This is a genomic window from Ferruginibacter sp. SUN106, assembly GCF_050611765.1.
GTDB lineage: Bacteria > Bacteroidota > Bacteroidia > Chitinophagales > Chitinophagaceae > Ferruginibacter.
Genome location: NZ_JBODJC010000003.1, coordinates 560,956 through 579,265 on the forward strand (window position 1 = coordinate 560,956; position 18,310 = coordinate 579,265).

Genomic DNA, 18,310 nt, shown 5'->3' on the forward strand with positions numbered 1-18,310 from the left:
TTGAAAAAATTTATAAAAATAGCTTTTGTTGTTGTTTCAATAGCATTATTGGCTGGTTGGTTTTACTGGCAGCAACACAAAAAAGGTATCATCAAAGATGCTATTGAAAATGCTTTGCACAAAGGAACCAACAATTTATACTACGTTCATTACGATAGTTCTGCTATTGATGAGGAAAATGGCAACGCATCCTTTTATAATGTGGTACTGCAATCAGATTCATTACAACAACAGTTGCTGCAATTTGATACCGCTTCTGCAAATACCATTTACAATGTACGTATTGATAAAGTGGCGGTAAAAAATGCCAATATCAGGGCATTGCTGCATAATACTGCTGTAGATGCCGGATCTATAGAAATTATTCATCCGGTTGTTTATATTATCCGTTCAGGAAAAATTGAAGAAAAAATATTGAACAGTAAGGACAGCCTTGCTATTTACGAAAAGCTGCTGGGTAAATACAATAGCATTCATGCAGGAGAGATAATAATTGACAATGGTTTTTTAAATTTTGCTGATAAAACCGGTGATCCGCACACGGCTTTAAAGAATATTTCGATTCATTTAAAAAATTTCAGCATCGACAGCACAAAAGACTATCAGAATATTATCAGCTATTTTATTAATGATGTGGTGGTAAAAGTAAAAGAGATTGCCGTAAAAGGAGAAAAACATAAGGCAACTTTTAGTGACCTGGAATACAATGCCCCCGGTAAATTTATGAGGGTTAAAAATTTTCAGCAAAAAAATAATGAACAACAACTTGTATTTGACGTTAATAATACAGCAATCAATAAAATAGCTACGGATTCTTTTATACTGAAGCAATTGCTAAAGGCCGATGAACTAACCAGCGATGGCGGCTTGCTGACTTTCTATCGTAAGAAAAATAAAAAAACCACTGCTGATACATCATCCGATGAAATAGATATCGACAATAATTATTTTGACGAAGCGGTATTAAACAAAATTAGTATTGGCAATACCAAAATACTGATCTACAATACAACAAAACCGGCAGACCCTCCCCTTTCTGTTGCCAATGTAAAATTTACAGCCACGGATATTCAGAAATTATATTCCGGTACCAGTATAAGAAATCTTATTGGCAGAAGTAAATGGATACTTTCCGGCGATGGATTTTCATTCGTCTCTGCAAATAAACGATACAAAATTAACGTGGGGGCTTTTGCACTCAATAGTGCCAATGCAACATTGCACATAAATAATTTTTCGATGATCCCGCAATTATCAGAAGCTACATTTTCTAAAAATTCAAAATACCAGGAGGATTTGTATACACTGAATTTTAAAAATATTGAGCTGAACGGAATCAATAATAATGCATTCTTAAAAGATAAAAAGCTGGAGGCTGAAACAATGATATTTGAACCAGATATCAGGATTTTTGATGACAGGACTATTGCTCCAAACCTTTCAAGTAAAGTCGGATCTTATCCTCACCAGGTATTGCGGAAAATTGATTTTCCCATCAACATAAAAAACGTGATCGTTAAAAACGGCTATGTGGCGTATAAAGAAAAAGCAGAGATTTCTAAACAAACTGCCACCGTATTTTTTAAAAACGTTAACGCAACTATATCCAATGTAACTAATATAGAGGACCTCATCAGTAAAAATAATTTACTGTTATTAAATGCCAATGCCGTGTTTATGGGAGTAAGCAATATGCAAACCTCCTGGAAGCTTCCCCTGGACACAAGGAATGGAGCTTTTGATGTTTCGGGTAATGCAGGAGGGTTCAACGCAACCGTATTAAACCCTATTACAATTCCATTGGGAATGGTTTCAATAAGAACAGGCAGGGTTAATAAAGTAACTTTTGAACTTACCGGGAATGACAATATGGCGAAAGGAACCTCCACATTTTTGTATGAAAATTTAAAAATAGATATTTTAAAAAATGATTCTGCTGAGAATAAAAAGAAAGGGGTGGTAAGTTTTGTGGCTAACTTATTTGCAAAAGATAATAATCCGCAAAATGGCGTATTGAGAAAAAATGAGATCAACCAGGAAAGGGATGTCACCAAATCTTTTTTTTACCTGTTATGGAAAAGTGTTTTTGCAGCAGCAAAAAAAACAGTTGCTGGTAAGAATACAGATGGATTGTAGTTTAGTTGCAGCTGCTATTGATAAAGCGTAATTTTAATAAAAATATATTATTATGGAACCTAAAAAACGCTTGGAAGAATTAAACAAGGAAGCGCTTGAAAAAATGGACGAGTACATGAAAGCTAAGGGTGAAGCCGGTACTGAACACCATGAAAAAATAAGCGCAGCAAAAGATAAATGGCAGCAAGCCTGGAATGAATTTTTAGAAACGTTGCTGGTATTGGAGAAACTGGAGATATAATCCAATCCGTTTTCCTTTAAAATGGATGGATTTTTTAAATCCCCAGCACTACTTTTAATTTACTGTAACCTGCCTTACTCACGGGCAGCTGAGCCCCGGTGGTGAGTAGGGCCAGGTGACTTTCTTTTTCGTAAGGTGTTATACGTGTGATCAGTTGAGCATTTACAATGTAGGAACGATGTATGCGGATAAATTCCTGTTGTGGCAAACTGTCTTCAAAATACTGCATCGTTTTCTTTTTTAGAAAATTACCTTCTGCAGTAAATATTTTCACATAGTCATCAGCAGCTTCAATGTACTGCACCTGTGGTAACGGAATGATCTTTATTTTACCATTATCTTTTACCACTATGCGGTTACTTGCTGTGGGAGTTTGTAAAGCTGTAGCAGCAACAGCTTGTGCCATATTGGTTTTATGCAATAACATTTTTTGAATGGCTTTATCAAAACGGTCTTTACTGAAGGGCTTTAATAAATAGTCGGCAGCATGTGCATCAAATGCCTTGATAGCGTATTCTTCAAAAGCAGTGGTGAATATAACTAAAGGTGGATTATCTACCAGTTCCAGCATTTCAAAACCATTGATCTTGGGCATTTGAATATCTAAAAAAATAAGATCGGGCTGATGTTGTTGTATAGCTTTTAATCCCTCAAAGCCATCGCTGCATTCTTCTGCCAAAACAATAGCAGTATAGGGTTGCAGGTATTCTTTTATTATTGACCTAGCCAATGGTTCGTCGTCTATTATAATTGCTTTCATCATTTATTTTTTTGTCGCCACGAATTACACTAATTAACACGAATGAAAAACGTGACTAAAAGTTTGTACAGTAAATTATTTTTATCCCGCTACTTTATTATCATTTATAATTTGCGGAATGCTGATCACTACTATAAATTGGTTGGCCTCTTTTTTTAACTGTAACAGATCCTGCCGGCCAAATAACAGGAACAATCTTCGCCTGATAGATGCAAGGCCAAATCCGGTTCCTTTCATTGGCATTGCTGTAGATTCATCGTAGGGATTTTGTACAGTTACCTGCAACATGCCACCGTTTTTTTTAGCTGCAATTAATATTTCCACTTCGCCAATGGTATCGTACAAACCAAACTTAATGGCATTTTCTACCAAAGGTTGCAGTAACATGGAAGGCAGCGTCATTTGCAAGGCCGCTTCTTCACAATCTGTTTTAGATTGCAGCCTGTAACCAAAACGTACTTTTTCTATATCCAGGTACAGCTGCAAATATTCCATCTCATCTTTCAGGCTTACCCATTGCTGCCCTTCGTTACGCAATGTGCCACGTAAAAAGTCCGACAGTTGCTGGATCATGTGCCTTGCTTTTTCGGGTTGTAGCCCTGTTAATGCACTTATGGAATTAAGGCTGTTGAATAAAAAATGAGGCTGCAATTGCTGGCGTAATTTATTCAGTTCAGCATCACGGGCTAATTTTTCAGTAGCAGTTCTTCTGTCCGTTTCTTCCTGTTGTTCTTTCTGCGTATACCAGATCAGGCTTAAAAGAATATTACAGGCAATCATTAAAAAAGCAACCACATAGCGAATCACCAATGTACGTTGCAATAATTGCAGGTACATATCATCGTGCTTATAAATGGCCTTCAAAATAAAATTCAGCAACGCCAGCCATAAAGCAGTTATGGCAAAAGACATTACAATAACATAGAGGTATTTTTCTTTTTTGGGAAGATAATACCGCATATTATTGATGATAAAAAGACAAGATCCGCCAAGCAACAGGTAGCTGATTGTAGCATCTGCCAACGCTTTATTATAAGTAACGCCAAAGTATTGCAGTATCCATACATGAATACTGCCGCATATCAGCCACCATACAGTAAACACCACGCCGATGTTTGCTTTTCTGCTGCCACGGATATTATTTTTTTTGGCCAATACTATTTCTATTTAAATGATATCAAATTCATGCATGCCTTGCTCCAGCAACCTGCTGGCCTTTTGTTGCGTATTGCGAATATACAGTTCTGCATCTGAATCCTCATTCATAAACGACCAGAGTTCAGCTCCGTCTGATAAATTATCTACCGGTAAAATTTCTGTTACATCAATAAACCGCCATTGTATCGAGATGTCGTTATTTACAATATCTAATGTTTCTCTTTCCCCGATAAGCCTGGCTTTATAAAAAGCATGCAGCGCATCTTCTGCAACAATCAGCCGGAGTTGTTCATTAAACTGCGGCGTATGTTTTCCGCTGCCGCAGATAAATTGATACACCAACTTTGCCATATACCAGTTCATTGCAGATAGTTTTTAGTTAATAGTGATGCTGTTTAATTTTCTTTCCGCTTCGCCTGTTGTAAGAAAATGATCAATACCCAACGCTCAATTTTCAATGTTCAGGGAAAATGCACTTGTGTTTTATATTGAGTATTGAGTATTGAGCATTGAAAATTGAACATTTGTATATGCCTAATTATTACCGCTGGTAATTTGCAAAGGCTCGTATTAATTTAGTAGCTCTTGATCTCCACCCCGCCAAACACCACCGAGCCTTTAAGTATTAAAACTTTTTCGGCAGCGGCATCAACTGCAGCATTGTACCTGCGTTTATCTTCCACGCCATGAAACACACCGTCAATCTGATTATATATAACCCAGTTTGGAGGCACAATTAATTTTACACCACCAAACACCACTTCAAACCGGATCTCTTTTTTGCCTTGTATGTCTGCTTGCGTAAGATCAATATCGGCGCCACCAAAAACACAGCTTATCCTGCCGCCCTGGAAATTCTTTGATACCATACTTCTTTCTATACCACTGAACACAGAAGATACTTTTAAAAAATCAGTACTGTCAGTTTCATAATTATTGCTTTCTGTTTTTTGCCATGTACTACCTGCTATGGTATCCGGGTCATTTTTTTTTTCATCATTATGGTTATGCAGCCATCTGTTTCTATCAGGGCGAAGTATAAAAAGTACGCCTGCTGCAATAATGATCACCGGCCAGAAATAAGGTGCCAGTTTCATGTCAGGGATAAACCTGTCGACAAGAAAAAAACCACCAATACCAATCATAATGATCCAGGTATTATTTTTGAAGTTGTGTTTAAAGCCACTGTAAATGCCTACCAGTATCAATATTACAGGCCAGCTGAAAAGCCAGTTGGGAAATGGAAAACCGGAATTACGCATCAGTAATGCTGCACCAACGCCCACTAAAATTATCCCGGCAAATATCCTGCCTTCCTGTCTCTTGTCGCTTTTAAAATTATTTTCCATTGCTTGTTGTTTTTGTAATACAAATGTATATCGCCGTTGCCCTATGAAAAAACGGCATTAGGCAATTGCAATCAAAACGTCGGTAAACCACAATATTTTGCAGGTGAAATTTTCCGGGGAATTATAAATAGAGGTAAACGCTATATTATTCAGAGGCGGTATTTACCTTATCATCACTGATATCAATAAAAGATACCACCACAGCATAAGGATTAAATTCTCCTTCTCTCATTATTGCCTGGCTGCTGATCAATATCGAGAAAGATTTTCCATCGGGTTTTTCAATACGCACTTCAACATCCTTTTGCGGAAAACCGGTTTGCAGGCTTACCACCGCCGGCAATTCGCAATCCGGAAATGGCTTTCCGTTGGCCCGAAATACTTTCCACCTGCCGCCACTTACGGGAATCTGCCCTATCAGATTTTCCTGTGCCACACCAAGAATTTCCGATGCTTTTTTATTGGCCGCCATTATCATTCCATTTGCCTGAATTAGCAGTACTCCCTGGTCAAGTGCATCAATCACCATTTTATACATGGCCTCTGTTTCAACCAGCTTTTGTGCCGCAATTATTTGTTGATTGATATTGTGATTGACAATCATAATTGAAGAAGGCTTTCCCTCAGCATCCATAATATAATGTGCAGATGAACGAAAATAAATATCCATTCCATCTTTCCGGTTAAAATGAATATTACCATTCCATATACCATCGTTACGGAATTGCTGCTTCATGATTTCAATGGATTCAGCAGAAAAATTAATATTATCTAACTCGAAAATATTTTTTGCTTTCACTTCAGAAAGCGCACAGATCTTTTCTGCGGCATCATTCCAGCCTGTAATAATAAAGTCCAGGTCTGTCTGGAAGATCACATCCGGAAGCTGCAGCAGTTCATTATACAACGCATCCGTTTTGTTGGCGTCGTTGTCTCTTGTAAAAGAATATTGATCCACTTGTGGGAAATTGGGAGGGGACTGGTTTTTCATGGTTGGTTTAAGGTTACGATTGTAAGATATAAACAGAATCTTACATTTTAAAATGTTAAGACAAATTTATTATTTACGCTATTTCTTTATACCAATATACTCTTATACTATTGCCTTTAAATGAGTAAAATTACGACGTATTGCTACCTGATATTTTCTAAAAAGGAACCGGGATATCAAACCATTATATTAATGGTTTGATATCCCGGTGAAAAAAGAAAATGATTTCAGTTTTTTATTGTACTATCAACTTCTGACTTGTTGACTCACCCTCGCTGCTTACAATACGAATTATATAAAATCCTTTTGCCCATCGACTGGTATTGATATCTTTTTTATTATCAGTAAACTGTAATTCTGTAAATAAATTTCCATTTGCAAAATACACATGAATCATTTTATTACCGGGTACATTTGCAGAGACGGTAAACTGATTGTTTTTAACCGGGTTGGGATATACTGATATTATATTGTTTGTATTGCGGAGGGTTACTAATTTTATATCAGACAAATATTGAGTACTGTTTATTTCTATAGCTTTAATTCTATAGTATAATTTTTCGCTAATTATATTTTTATCAGTAAATGAATATACAGATTGAGATGATGCCCCAATAATATTACCAACACTGATAAAATCACGGCCATTTACAGAACGAAGAATTTCAAAAGACCGCAAGTTATCTGCCTGGCCTGTTTTCCATTGCAGGAGTACATTTTTATCCTGGCGACTTGCTGAAAAATATTCAAAGCTTACGGGCAGTACACCAGTTATTGAAGACACAATAATATCAGAGCTGAATTTCTTAAAATTATTCTGCACAAGATCTTTGGCCGCAATACCATCTCCATAATATACTTTATCTCCGTTATCACTTATAAACTGTAGTTTATTCAGCGATAGCACACCACCCTCATTTACCTGCAAAACACCTTCCAGGTTAAGGCCGGTAACATCAAAAGAAGAAAGAAGAACAGGAGCATCTGCTGAAATACCGGTCCACCTGTATACGGCTGGCACAGCTGTTTCATCATAACTGCCTGCAACAAGTATATAAAATCCGTTACTTAAACGAATAATATCACGAATACCTCTTCCACCTAAATCAAGTTCTATTGGTGCGCCAATAGTTGGATTACCAGCCGGAGCACCATTATTAAACCAGCTCTCAAAATTTTGAAGCGGAGCAATAACAGCTTTTGTACGGTTAGCCGTTGGCACTAACGGTGCCCTGAACCCGATAAATAAGCTGGTATTATCAGGCCCAAAAACCATGCCTTCAACATTAAAGCCATCAATTAATTTAGGATCATGCCCATCAGCTGCACTGGCAGTAAAATTATAGCCATTATTATCACCCCAGGTTATTAACTGCTGTCTTAAACCTGCATAATAGCCGGCGTTTACAAAAGTAGTGGCAACGCCGGTTCCGGTTGTAGTAATAGCGAATAAACGATCACGGTTGGGCTTTACATTAAAACTGCTGCTATTGCTCATAGAGCCCAGCCAGTAACTTTTTCCAGTCACAGTAGTACTTACTGCACTGGCTTCCACATCCACTTCTTTCCAGTTACCTGCACTGCCATCAGTTAAGCCAAGGTAATTGGTAAGTCCCTGGTTAAAATCAAAAGTTTTTACTGCCAGCCCTGATTGGTTTCTGTCAAAAACATACAATAAATTCTTTTCATCATCACAAGTGATCATATAATTATCATCTATTGCAATGGCTGAGGATGCATCCGAATCTCCTGTATGCCAGTGTGTACCTGCCGATGATGACGCTGAAGAGGAAGCTGCATAATGAATTACGAGTGTTTTAGTATCAACACCCTTTGTGAGTGTAAGTGTAATATCGGCATACCCCACTGCTGCAGGCGTAATTTTTATAGTTGCCTGTCCGTCGGCTGTTGTTATGCTCACATTTGCAACCGGTACTACTGTGGTATTAGTACTTGATGCTGTGAGGGTATAGTTTGCCGACGGTATATTAATCCCGTTTTCTTTTATATCAGTAATAATGCCCGTTTGTTTAGCAGGGTCTGCAAGATCATTTATCGTTCCGCTTATGTACGGAGGATTGAGCACTATTGTTGTTGAAGCACTGAAAGTAAGTGATAGTGCATTATCTCCAGTGCCACTTACTGCAACATTTGCCGATGCAATAAGTATGCCTCCCGTTATGCTTACGTTACCTGATTGCAAACCAGATGCCTGAGGAGAAAAACGAACCTGGAAATTACCCACTGATGCCCCACTTGCACTATACGCAACTGTAGTACTGCTACTCCATGTAGTGCCGTCATTTGAAACCTGGAAATTAGTATTAGGTGCTGTAATAGTTAATAAACCTGATGCAGGAGATAAATTTGAAGCAGAGAGTGTAATTGTTTGTGGCGCAGACAATGCTCCTGTTAATGTATTTGGAAAATTAAGATTTACCGGGTTAGGTATAATTGACGGCGCTACAGAAGCTATCGGGGCAAATGCAACTCCTTTTGCGATTTTACCGGTTGGTGCACTGTATAATGTTATGTTATTTCCAGTTGTAATTGCAATTGTTGCATTATAACCTGCAACATCTGTTAACTTAATAATGCTGTTAGCCGTTAAAGCTCCCATCCCCGTAGAAACATATAAAAATGCTCCGCCGCCGCCCATTTGTGCAGCAATACCAAAACCACCAAAAGTAGTGGTATAACTTCCATTTGCTGTCCAGGTACCACTAACAAGAGAATACTTACTTATTGTTCCTGCTGTATTTGATGTGGCAGACAAAACATATAACACATCATATGCAGCGCCGTTAGATCCGGATGATACCAGGTAAAAATCCTGCAGGTTGGCATTATTGGTAAGCCCGGGTAAGCCGGTAAGTGTGCCGCCGGAAATGGCTGACACCGTATTAACCTGTATCACCGTAGCACTTGCAGAAGATATATAAATAGTACCTCCGAAAAATTTTCCTGCACGAATATTAGCTGATGGGCTTGCAGTACTGGTGCCATTTGTATATAAGCCACCCTGGTCTATAATATACCATGAAGCATTATCAGAAGTTGATGCGCCCCTGGTTTGGTTGCCTGATGTACCTGTATACGTAGTAGCCAGGTTAAAATTTTGTGCTGCATTTAATGTGCCTATACCTCTTGGGTTAAGAGTATTTACATTGGCTGCAGTATTAATATTGTTCGCCCCGGTAAAGCAGAGCAAAGTACCATCATTACTGGTAGCAAGATAGCCAGTAGAAGTAGCACTGCCTGAAAACCTTAACGCATTTGTTCCTGCACCGTTAATTGCAACTGTAGTAATTGCAGACTGAGCGGCAGTTGTAGTGTTAATTTCCACTACGCTGCAGGTTGTATTGTTTGCAGAGGCATCTGCCTGTAAAACTGTAAGATTACCTGGTGTAAATTGTGAAAATCCGTTAATAGAAAAGAATAAAAAAAGAAAAATGTAAATAAGTTTTCTCATCGTTGTTAGTTTCGGCAAAGGTTCCGCTAACGGATGATACTAATGTTACTGAATTATTAAATTAATGTTACCTCTGTAATAACGCATTTTACAGGGATAACTGCATAAATACAATTATTGTAATGCAATTTTTTTTAAGTAACTTAATTAAAAGCGGGCCGGGTATTTAAAATCTATGTCAGTTTCTTTATAATTTTTCCCAACATCATCAAACCATAGTCAGCATCGTCACTCCATGGTTTACCAAAACTCAAACGTATATAATTAGAGTAATCAATACTGGCAGAAAATATTTTTCCCGGTACAATAGAAATTTTATGTTTCATAGCTTCTGTACGCAACTTAAAAGAATCTACTTTTTTATTTAGTTCGATCCAGAAAGTAAAGCCACCGGTGGGCCGGGAAATTTTTGTATCTGCAGGAAAATATTCAATTAAAGCCTGCATATACCGCAGGCTTTGTGTGTGCAATGCCTTGCGTAAATTCTTTAAATGATATTCGTACCGGCCATTTTTTAAATAGTGCGCCATTGCTGCCTGTGTTAATGAAGGGCTACTGATATTCTGAATCCGTTTGATCTGTTTCACCTGTTCGAAAAATTTACCGGGCAATGCCCAGCCAATACGGTAGCCCGGTGCTAATGATTTTGACAGGGAAGCACAATACATCACCAGCCCTTTTGTATCGTACACTTTGCAGGCTTTGGGGCGGTTCTTGCCAAAATGCAATTCGCCATAAGTATCATCTTCAATTAACGGGATATTGTTTTTAGTAATGATCTCCACTAATTTCTTTTTGTTCTCATCACTCATGCAGGTACCTAGTGGATTATTGAAATTGGGAACCGCTACACAAGCTTTGATAGGGAATTTTTTTATTGCTTTTTGCAAAGCATCAAGATCTAAACCATCTACAGGATCAGCCTGTATTTCCACTACTTTTAATCCCAGGTTTTCTATAGATTGATAAATACCAAAATAAGTAGGACATTCTACTGCCACAGTATCGCCATGATTGGTCACTGCTTTTAAACACATCATTACCGCTTCCAGGCAACCACTGGTGATGATCACTTCTTCCGGTTTAATTTTACCACCCCAGTTAAATGAAAGCTTTGCCACTTGCTGGCGCAATTCCAGGTTTCCCTGCGTGTGTTCGTAACCGATACAATGGTCTTTTGAATTTCTTAAAGCATACACAACCGATTTATTAATTTTTGCTGCCGGCAATAATGAAGGATCTGGAACCCCCAATGCAAAATTGATCACATCTTTTGCTGCAATATCTGCATAAATAGAAGCGATCATTTCCTTTACACTCACATCATGCGATAAAGCGTCCGGTTTTACCTGGTCGGGTAATTGCGGAAAGCGCTGGTGATTGAAACGGACGTAGTAACCCGACTTAGGCCTTGATTCGATAAGCCCCCTCCCTTCTAAATGGTAATAAGCCTGGAATGCAGTACCCATGCTGATTCCGTACTCTTCGCTAAGTACACGTACAGAGGGTAATTTATCACCGATACGCAATACTTCACCCGCAATCATTTTCTCTAACCCATCAGCCACCTGCAGGTATAAATGATCTTCTGAATTGAATTGATTTTTTTTCATAACAAATCTGATATAGTCAAAAATAACAAATCTGCATCTGTTTTAAACAAAATAAAAGTACAAAATTTGTATTGTAAATGTGAAAAAGAAAAAAGATAGCTATGAACAATATCACCATTGTACCATACGAAGCAAAGTACCAGCCTTACTTTGAAAAATTTAACAGGCAATGGATTGAAGACTGGTTTACGATGGAACCGGTGGATGAATATGTACTTACTAATCCTGAAGAAGCCATATTAAAAGATGGCGGGGCGATATTGATGGCTTTGTATGAAGGTGTTGCTGCTGGCACTGTTGGATTAAGAAAAGTAGATGCACAGACTTATGAGTTTACCAAAATGGCGGTGGGTGAAGATTTCAGGCGCAAAGGAATTGCAGCAGCTTTAAGCTATGCCAGTTTTGAAAAAGCAAAAGCATTGGGTGCCACTAAAGTGATTCTCTACTCCAATACTAAAAATGCTAATGCCATTAAGTTGTATGAGAAAATTGGATTTAAACATTTGCCGGTAGAACCTGGTGTGTATGAAAGAGCGAATGTAAAAATGGAGATTGTGATAGATGATTTGTGATGTATGATATAAGATTTATGATTTAGAATAAAAATTAAACCAACATTAATATGGAACTGACAATGGACATCTCCGTACGTAAAACTCTTCATTCAAAATTAAATGAAGTAGATTTTAAAACCCTTGAATTTGGAAAATATGTTGCTGACCACATGTTGCTATGCGACTATGCCAATGGCGAATGGCAAATACCACAGGTAGTTCCATTTGCAAATCTTTCTTTAAGCCCTACTACATTGGCATTGCATTATGGCCAGACTGTGTTTGAAGGCATGAAGGCGTTTAAGATGAGAGATGGCCGCATTAATATTTTCAGGATGGATAAACATTACGACCGTTTTTTAAAATCGTTAGACAGGATGTGCATGGCACCGATACCTAAAGATATTTTTACTGAAGGATTAATGCGCTTAATTGAAGTGGATAAAGGTTGGGTACCAACTGAAAGTGGTAGTGCTTTATACATACGCCCCTTCATGTATGCCAGCGAAGCAAAATTTGGTGTAAAGATCGCCGACGAATATCGCTTTATAATTTTCACCGGGCCGGTGCCTTCTTTATTTGCAAATCCTATAAAAGTAAAAGTGGAGAACATTTATATACGTGCTGCCAAAGGTGGCACCGGATCTGCAAAATGCGGGGGTAATTATGGCGGTGCATTTTACCCCACCCAATTAGCCAAACAACAAGGCTACGACCAGGTATTGTGGACAGGTGGAAAAGACAACCAGTTCATTGAGGAATCAGGCATGATGAATGCGATGTTTGTGATTAATAATACCCTGGTTACTCCCCCGCTATCAGATTCTATTTTAGATGGCGTAACAAGAGATTCACTATTAACATTGGCTAATGACCTTGGTTATGCAACAGAAGAAAGGCCTGTAAGCATTACTGAATTAGAAAATGCATTTACTGCAAAAAAAATCAGTGCTGCATTTGGTGCAGGTACTGCTGCGGTTGTTGCACCAATTGCTGTAATAAATATTAATGGTATAGATCACTCCTTACCTGCATACAATGAAAATAGTTTGCACAATAAATTAAAAGATCAATTGGAATTAATACGCACCGGGCAAATTACCGATGTACATGAGTGGAATTATATCGTTTGATGAGCAACCATTTTTTTTAGTTAGTTTATGCAATGTAAAGTGCCGGTTTTAATGCTGGCATTTTTTATATCTTTATAGGAGAAGTACAAATCATTAAACTATCCGCTTATTATTTTTTGTATGAAAACTGCATTACAAAATTTACTACTTGTATTTATTATTATGCTTTCATTTTGCAAAACTTTTAGTCAGTCTAAAACTGATGGGGTACAGATTGCTGATTACAAACCAGAAGCTGCTAAAAGTGGAAAAGATGGCGATCACAGATGGGTTTTAATAAAATTATTCCGCATGGCTAATAGTGGCAAAGATGGCAGCGATGGAAAAGCAGGTGCCTCGGTACGCATCAATATTGCAGCAATACCTGCTGAAGGCAATAATGTAGTTTTACAAATAGTTAGTACTACCAATACAAAATCATCAAAAGATACTTTTTTTGTAGATCCGCAAAAGGGACAAATTAAATTTATTGCAGACGGTGGTAATGGAGGAAGTGGTGGTGCAGGTGGAACAGGTTTATCGAAGGATGGTAAGAAAAGCGCTACGTCCGGCGGATCAGGTGGTGATGGTGGTAAAGGTGGCAAGGGCGGAAACATTGAAGTGTATTTTGATTCCACTGCTTTTGCATTTATCAATTGCCCTTGTCTTATTTATTCTAATGAAGGTGGCCGTGGTGGTTATAAAGGCCAGGGAGGAGCAGCAGCAGCTGATTATACATACGAGCCAGGCAAAGGCACAGATGGAAAAAATGGTGCTGCCGGCGACAGAGGATTACCTGTGTACATCAGGAAAGTTGGTTCTGATAAAATTTTCTTAATGAAGTAATTAAAAAATTAGTGAAGAACCGGGATCATTACCCGGGGCGCACCAATTTATTTTACGGGTTTTCAGCAATACCTGGCAGGCAGACTAAGCAATACTTTCAATGATATACTGATTACCATTTACTTCGGCCTTATCCCCTGTTTTTAAACCCATTAGCCGCATCCCCAACGGCGATTGCGGGGAAAGTGCCATTACTGTACAGCCATCTATTACAGCTTTGCCTGCTGCAATGCTTACAAAAAGAAATCCACGGTTGGTTTTAACCAGGCTTCCATTTACAATTATACCGGCGACAATATTTGGATTAATTTTTTCAATCGCAGCTTTTTGCAACACCAGTTTTTCCAATTGTTCCCTGTTATTAGCCTGTTCAATCTGCAGCATGGCCAATGCGGTTTCATGTTTATCACCGGCAGTACTTTTAGTTTCATTGGCACCACTCTCTTTCAGGTCGGCCAAAACCTTTTGTAACAACTGTACTTTATCATTGATCACTTGTAGATAATGATCATGTATTTTTTGTTTGAGCGTCATTAGTACAAAAATAAACTTTCCGGCATTAAAATTTTTTATTCAATTCATGTTATAAAAAAAAGAAAGTCCACACAGCGGCATGAACTTTCTTTGTATAATTAAGGCAAGCTTATTTTTTTAATCGCTGATAAATTTCTATCGCTTTAGTACCGTCGGTATCAGTAATGGTTTGTTTAAATTCATCCGACCCATTCATTTCAATATCGATATCGAAACTTTTTCCTCTTATCTGGGAGTATGTTGAAGCAGTAACATTTTCTTTAACTTTATTGGTACCGTTCATTGCGAAAGTACCATATCCCATACCTGTGTGCACCTTTTTTACAGAATCTGTGTAGGTATGTCCAAACATAAAATAACCTCCATAATAAGTTTTATATTGAATAGTGGTATTAGGTACAGTGTCTTTTCCTTTTATATTATATCCCTTAATTTGCTTCCAGGCACCATCTAACGCAGCTGTTGTTGCGGAACCAGAAGTTTCATATTCTTCAGTGAGTTTTAATTTCTGATCTCCCATTTTTATTTCTGGTATTACCTGTTTGTAGCCTTTGGCTGTTTTTTCTATCAGCAAAGTAAAACTTGCGGCGGTACTGTTTGCGCTGGTATCAGAAGCGTTGTATACTACGTTTTCTGTAACAGTATCTCCACTGGCAGTATAAGTACCAATACCAAATGAGGATACAGAATCGGCAGGATTTACATTAGCATACATCATGTGATCTGCGGTGTAGATTTTTAACTGTTTAAGGTTGGTGTAAGTGGTATCTTTTTTACCATCATTTACCGATTGAGACAGCATGGTATATACACCCGTCATACCGGCGCTTTCTTTTTTGTCAGAATTGTTGCAACTAACAATTGCTAACAACCCGATAGCAAGAATCGATTTCATTGTTGTTTGGTTTTAATTAATTAATAAAAGGCAATCGTAAAAGAGAGCGAATTAAAACCAGTTTTAGTAAGGTGCAGGCCAAAACATTACCGACTTAATAAAGAGAAGTGATTGGTAAGATAGCGTTTTTAAATAATTATTGTCTATTTATTTTTCTGCACTTCAGGGTTATGGTTAGGTAAGTACAATTTATCCCAACTAAAAAGCGGCCATTTATAATAATTTGCCGCTTCTTAACAATTTCATTTTCCGTTAGTGGACATACACTACACATGATGCCTTTTATTACATCATTGCCAGATATTATACGTAACCCCATTTATTTTTTGCAGCGTATTACCGGTTTTCATAGCACCCTGTAATTCTTTGCGGTCAAAATCATTATACCAGGCATAATTATATGAACCGATACTTTTAATTTTTCCTTTATTGAATTTGTCATCAAATATGGAATAATAGGTAAGCAACGTATTACCAACAGCTTTTAATTTTCCTTTAAAAGATTCATTATCGAATGAAGCATAATAAGTAATAGCAACATTCCCGGCAGATTTTAATTTACCTGCAAAGCTTTCATTATCATAAGTCATATAATAATCTAACAAAACAGTACCAATAGTTCTTACTTTTCCCTTTTGTGATTCGGGTTGAGAGGAAGTGTAATAAGTGATAGTACAGGTACCAATACTTTTTACTTTGCCACGAAATGCCTCGTCAGCTTCCTGTCCGTAATATTCCACCCTGCCCATATAAGGCTGCAATTTGCCCTGGTAATAACCAAGCCTTCCAGGTTCCAGTTCGGTTCCCCATTCCATCATTTTCCCATCGGGAGAAATCCTGATGATGGCCTGCTGGTCGGTAATGAATGAAAACGATGTAAGTGTAATACCATTAGATAAAGCAATATGGCTAAGTGTTTGTGCAAAACCCATACATGTTAACTGAATAAACAATGCCACTAAAAAAAGTCTTTTCATATTGTGAGATTATACTGTGAAATTATAAAATTTCCGGCTAATTATGCAATGCATTTAAGTAAATCGAAACAAGATCATTTATCACGTGAATATTCTTTCCTTAACTCCCTTGTTGTCTGCCTGCTGCCATCATGGCTGTAACCAGGTGGCCCAAACAGGTATTTCAATTTTTGTTTGACTGTAACAGGCTGGCGGGTATCATTTATTATCTGCTTTATTTCATAGGTAACCACGTCAGCAAAATTTTTATACGGTGTTGCTTTTCTTATACCGAATTCAACAGGCTCTTCCTGTTCTTCTTGTTGAAAAGTGCCAAATAATTTATCCCATAAAATGATCGTCATGCCAAAATTTTTGTCCAGGTATTTTATATTTTTTGCATGATGAACCCTGTGGTGTGATGGTGTAATTAAAAAATATTCCAGGAAACCCATTTTTTTTATGAGCCTTGTATGTGCCAATGTACCATAAGTTTGAGAAATGATATAAATGAGTAAAATATCTATAGGCCTGTAACCCACTATTGCTAAAGGGATGAAGAAAAAGAATTTTTCTACCGGCTCAAAAATAGCGGCCCTTACGCCTACTGAAAAATTAAACTGATCGGAAGAATGATGTGTGATATGCCCGGCCCACAATACCCGTACATGATGATCGAGGTAATGCATGGAATAATAAATAAAATCTTCTGCAAAATAAAGGCTTAACCAATATATATAAAGATTTACTGGCGCTGTTTTAAAACCATGTGCATACACGGCCATCAGCATCAACAGGCAGGCTCCACCTAAAAGTGCCTCTACACCTGCAAACAAAAGTCCCAGTAAAATATTGTCCCTGGTATCAGTATAAGAATAATATTTTTTTTGTTGCCTGTAACCGATATACAACTCAATACAAATAAGTAAAAAAGTGAGCGGTATACTTATTATAACAACCAACTTACTGTTTACAAAACCAATCATAATTTTTGATTTAGACCCGGAAAAATTTCCCGCCCTGTTAAATCAAAAATATATTTTTTGGCCTGAAGCACACGATATCAACAGTACGTTAACTACCGTTTTACATAGGCACAAATGGTTACTTGTTTAATTGCAGCCATTGCGCCCTGGTGATAGTATAGATATAATCAAGCTTAGCAGCCTCTCCGTAATAAGCCATTTCTTTTTCGCCTGTTTTTATGGCGCCAAATCTTTCCAAAGAAGTTTGAGAACGTTTATTCACTGCACCAATATAAAAATTTACAGTATCAACAAATTGAAAGATATACTGCAGCATCAATTTCTTAAGTGCATAATTGTGCCCGGTGCCCCAATGACTGCGTATAAAAAAAGTATAGCCGATAGCAACAGTATTTGTTGCAGCATCATAATCACTAAAACGGGAACTGCCAATCACTTCATTGGTAACAGCATCTTTCACTATAAATGCACCGCCGGATTCTATAGCCCCTTTAAAATAATTTTCAAATTCTGCACGCTGGTACCTGTTTTTATTAGGATGCTGCTCCCAGATCAAAGGATCTGATGCGGCATTGTATAATACTTCAAAATCGTTAGTTTGAAGTGGCATTGCAATAACAAGAGCATCTTTTAAAAATGGTTGAAAATTAATAGTTGTAGCCATAAATATTTCCAGTGTTAATAATTTACTACAAAGCTAAGGCAGA

17 protein-coding genes are annotated in these 18,310 nt (G+C 37.6%); 5 read left to right on the plus strand and 12 right to left on the minus strand.

All coding sequences use genetic code 11. The features are described 5' to 3' along the window. Both ACQ334_RS13955 and ACQ334_RS13960 read left to right on the plus strand, forming a co-directional pair. Window positions 1-2,136 carry a hypothetical protein gene (locus ACQ334_RS13955; RefSeq protein WP_430988847.1) on the plus strand — a complete coding sequence of 712 codons (2,136 nt, stop codon included), beginning with the start codon at window positions 1-3 and terminating at the stop codon, window positions 2,134-2,136. Window positions 2,137-2,188: 52 nt separating this feature from the next. Continuing rightward, complete coding sequence (locus tag ACQ334_RS13960; protein ID WP_430988848.1) at window positions 2,189-2,377, plus strand: hypothetical protein; 189 nt, start codon at window positions 2,189-2,191, stop codon at window positions 2,375-2,377. Window positions 2,378-2,411: 34 nt separating this feature from the next. Here the strand turns inward: ACQ334_RS13960 and ACQ334_RS13965 are convergent, their stop codons facing one another. From ACQ334_RS13965 to ACQ334_RS13995, 7 genes are all read right to left on the minus strand, one after another. Further along, a complete protein-coding gene (locus tag ACQ334_RS13965) occupies window positions 2,412-3,140 on the minus strand; it encodes a LytR/AlgR family response regulator transcription factor (protein ID WP_430988849.1) in 729 nt (242 codons plus the stop codon). Between the two features lie 78 nt (window positions 3,141-3,218). Further along, entirely contained in the window at window positions 3,219-4,292 is a 1,074-nt protein-coding gene (locus ACQ334_RS13970; protein WP_430988850.1) for a sensor histidine kinase, read from the minus strand. 12 nt (window positions 4,293-4,304) lie between these two features. Then, entirely contained in the window at window positions 4,305-4,658 is a 354-nt protein-coding gene (locus ACQ334_RS13975; protein ID WP_430988851.1) for a DUF4288 domain-containing protein, read from the minus strand. Window positions 4,659-4,870: 212 nt separating this feature from the next. Then, the gene (locus ACQ334_RS13980) at window positions 4,871-5,644 is read right to left on the minus strand and encodes a LiaF transmembrane domain-containing protein (protein WP_430988852.1); all 774 of its coding nucleotides are present in this window, start codon (window positions 5,642-5,644) and stop codon (window positions 4,871-4,873) included. A 145-nt stretch (window positions 5,645-5,789) separates the two neighbouring features. Beyond that, window positions 5,790-6,635: a PAS domain-containing protein gene (locus ACQ334_RS13985; protein WP_430988853.1), complete on the minus strand. Its 846-nt coding sequence runs from the start codon at window positions 6,633-6,635 to the stop codon at window positions 5,790-5,792. 235 nt (window positions 6,636-6,870) lie between these two features. Next, on the minus strand, window positions 6,871-10,107 hold the full coding sequence (locus tag ACQ334_RS13990; RefSeq protein ID WP_430988854.1) for a T9SS type A sorting domain-containing protein: 3,237 nt from the start codon (window positions 10,105-10,107) through the stop codon (window positions 6,871-6,873). Between the two features lie 173 nt (window positions 10,108-10,280). Beyond that, window positions 10,281-11,720 (minus strand): PLP-dependent aminotransferase family protein, encoded by a 1,440-nt coding sequence (locus tag ACQ334_RS13995; protein WP_430988855.1) that lies wholly within the window; start codon window positions 11,718-11,720, stop codon window positions 10,281-10,283. Window positions 11,721-11,821: 101 nt separating this feature from the next. Here ACQ334_RS13995 and ACQ334_RS14000 point away from each other — a divergent pair, with 101 nt between their 5' ends. The 3 genes from ACQ334_RS14000 (at window position 11,822) to ACQ334_RS14010 (ending at window position 14,232) form a co-directional block, all read left to right on the plus strand. After that, window positions 11,822-12,292, plus strand: a complete 471-nt coding sequence (locus tag ACQ334_RS14000; RefSeq protein ID WP_430988856.1) for a GNAT family N-acetyltransferase — start codon at window positions 11,822-11,824, stop codon at window positions 12,290-12,292. Between the two features lie 50 nt (window positions 12,293-12,342). Further along, on the plus strand, window positions 12,343-13,407 hold the full coding sequence (locus ACQ334_RS14005; protein WP_430988857.1) for a branched-chain amino acid aminotransferase: 1,065 nt from the start codon (window positions 12,343-12,345) through the stop codon (window positions 13,405-13,407). A gap of 120 nt (window positions 13,408-13,527) precedes the next feature. Continuing rightward, on the plus strand, window positions 13,528-14,232 hold the full coding sequence (locus tag ACQ334_RS14010) for a hypothetical protein (protein WP_430988858.1): 705 nt from the start codon (window positions 13,528-13,530) through the stop codon (window positions 14,230-14,232). An 84-nt stretch (window positions 14,233-14,316) separates the two neighbouring features. Here the strand turns inward: ACQ334_RS14010 and ACQ334_RS14015 are convergent, their stop codons facing one another. The 5 genes from ACQ334_RS14015 to ACQ334_RS14035 all read right to left on the minus strand — a co-directional run bounded on the left by ACQ334_RS14015 (window position 14,317) and on the right by ACQ334_RS14035 (window position 18,267). Continuing rightward, on the minus strand, window positions 14,317-14,766 hold the full coding sequence (locus ACQ334_RS14015; protein WP_430988859.1) for a hypothetical protein: 450 nt from the start codon (window positions 14,764-14,766) through the stop codon (window positions 14,317-14,319). 109 nt (window positions 14,767-14,875) lie between these two features. Beyond that, a complete protein-coding gene (locus ACQ334_RS14020) occupies window positions 14,876-15,661 on the minus strand; it encodes a hypothetical protein (protein ID WP_430988860.1) in 786 nt (261 codons plus the stop codon). A 290-nt stretch (window positions 15,662-15,951) separates the two neighbouring features. After that, on the minus strand, window positions 15,952-16,638 hold the full coding sequence (locus ACQ334_RS14025) for a hypothetical protein (protein ID WP_430988861.1): 687 nt from the start codon (window positions 16,636-16,638) through the stop codon (window positions 15,952-15,954). Between the two features lie 74 nt (window positions 16,639-16,712). Then, complete coding sequence (locus tag ACQ334_RS14030; protein ID WP_430988862.1) at window positions 16,713-17,603, minus strand: sterol desaturase family protein; 891 nt, start codon at window positions 17,601-17,603, stop codon at window positions 16,713-16,715. A gap of 118 nt (window positions 17,604-17,721) precedes the next feature. After that, window positions 17,722-18,267 (minus strand): GNAT family N-acetyltransferase, encoded by a 546-nt coding sequence (locus ACQ334_RS14035; RefSeq protein ID WP_430988863.1) that lies wholly within the window; start codon window positions 18,265-18,267, stop codon window positions 17,722-17,724. Window positions 18,268-18,310 lie beyond the last annotated feature (43 nt).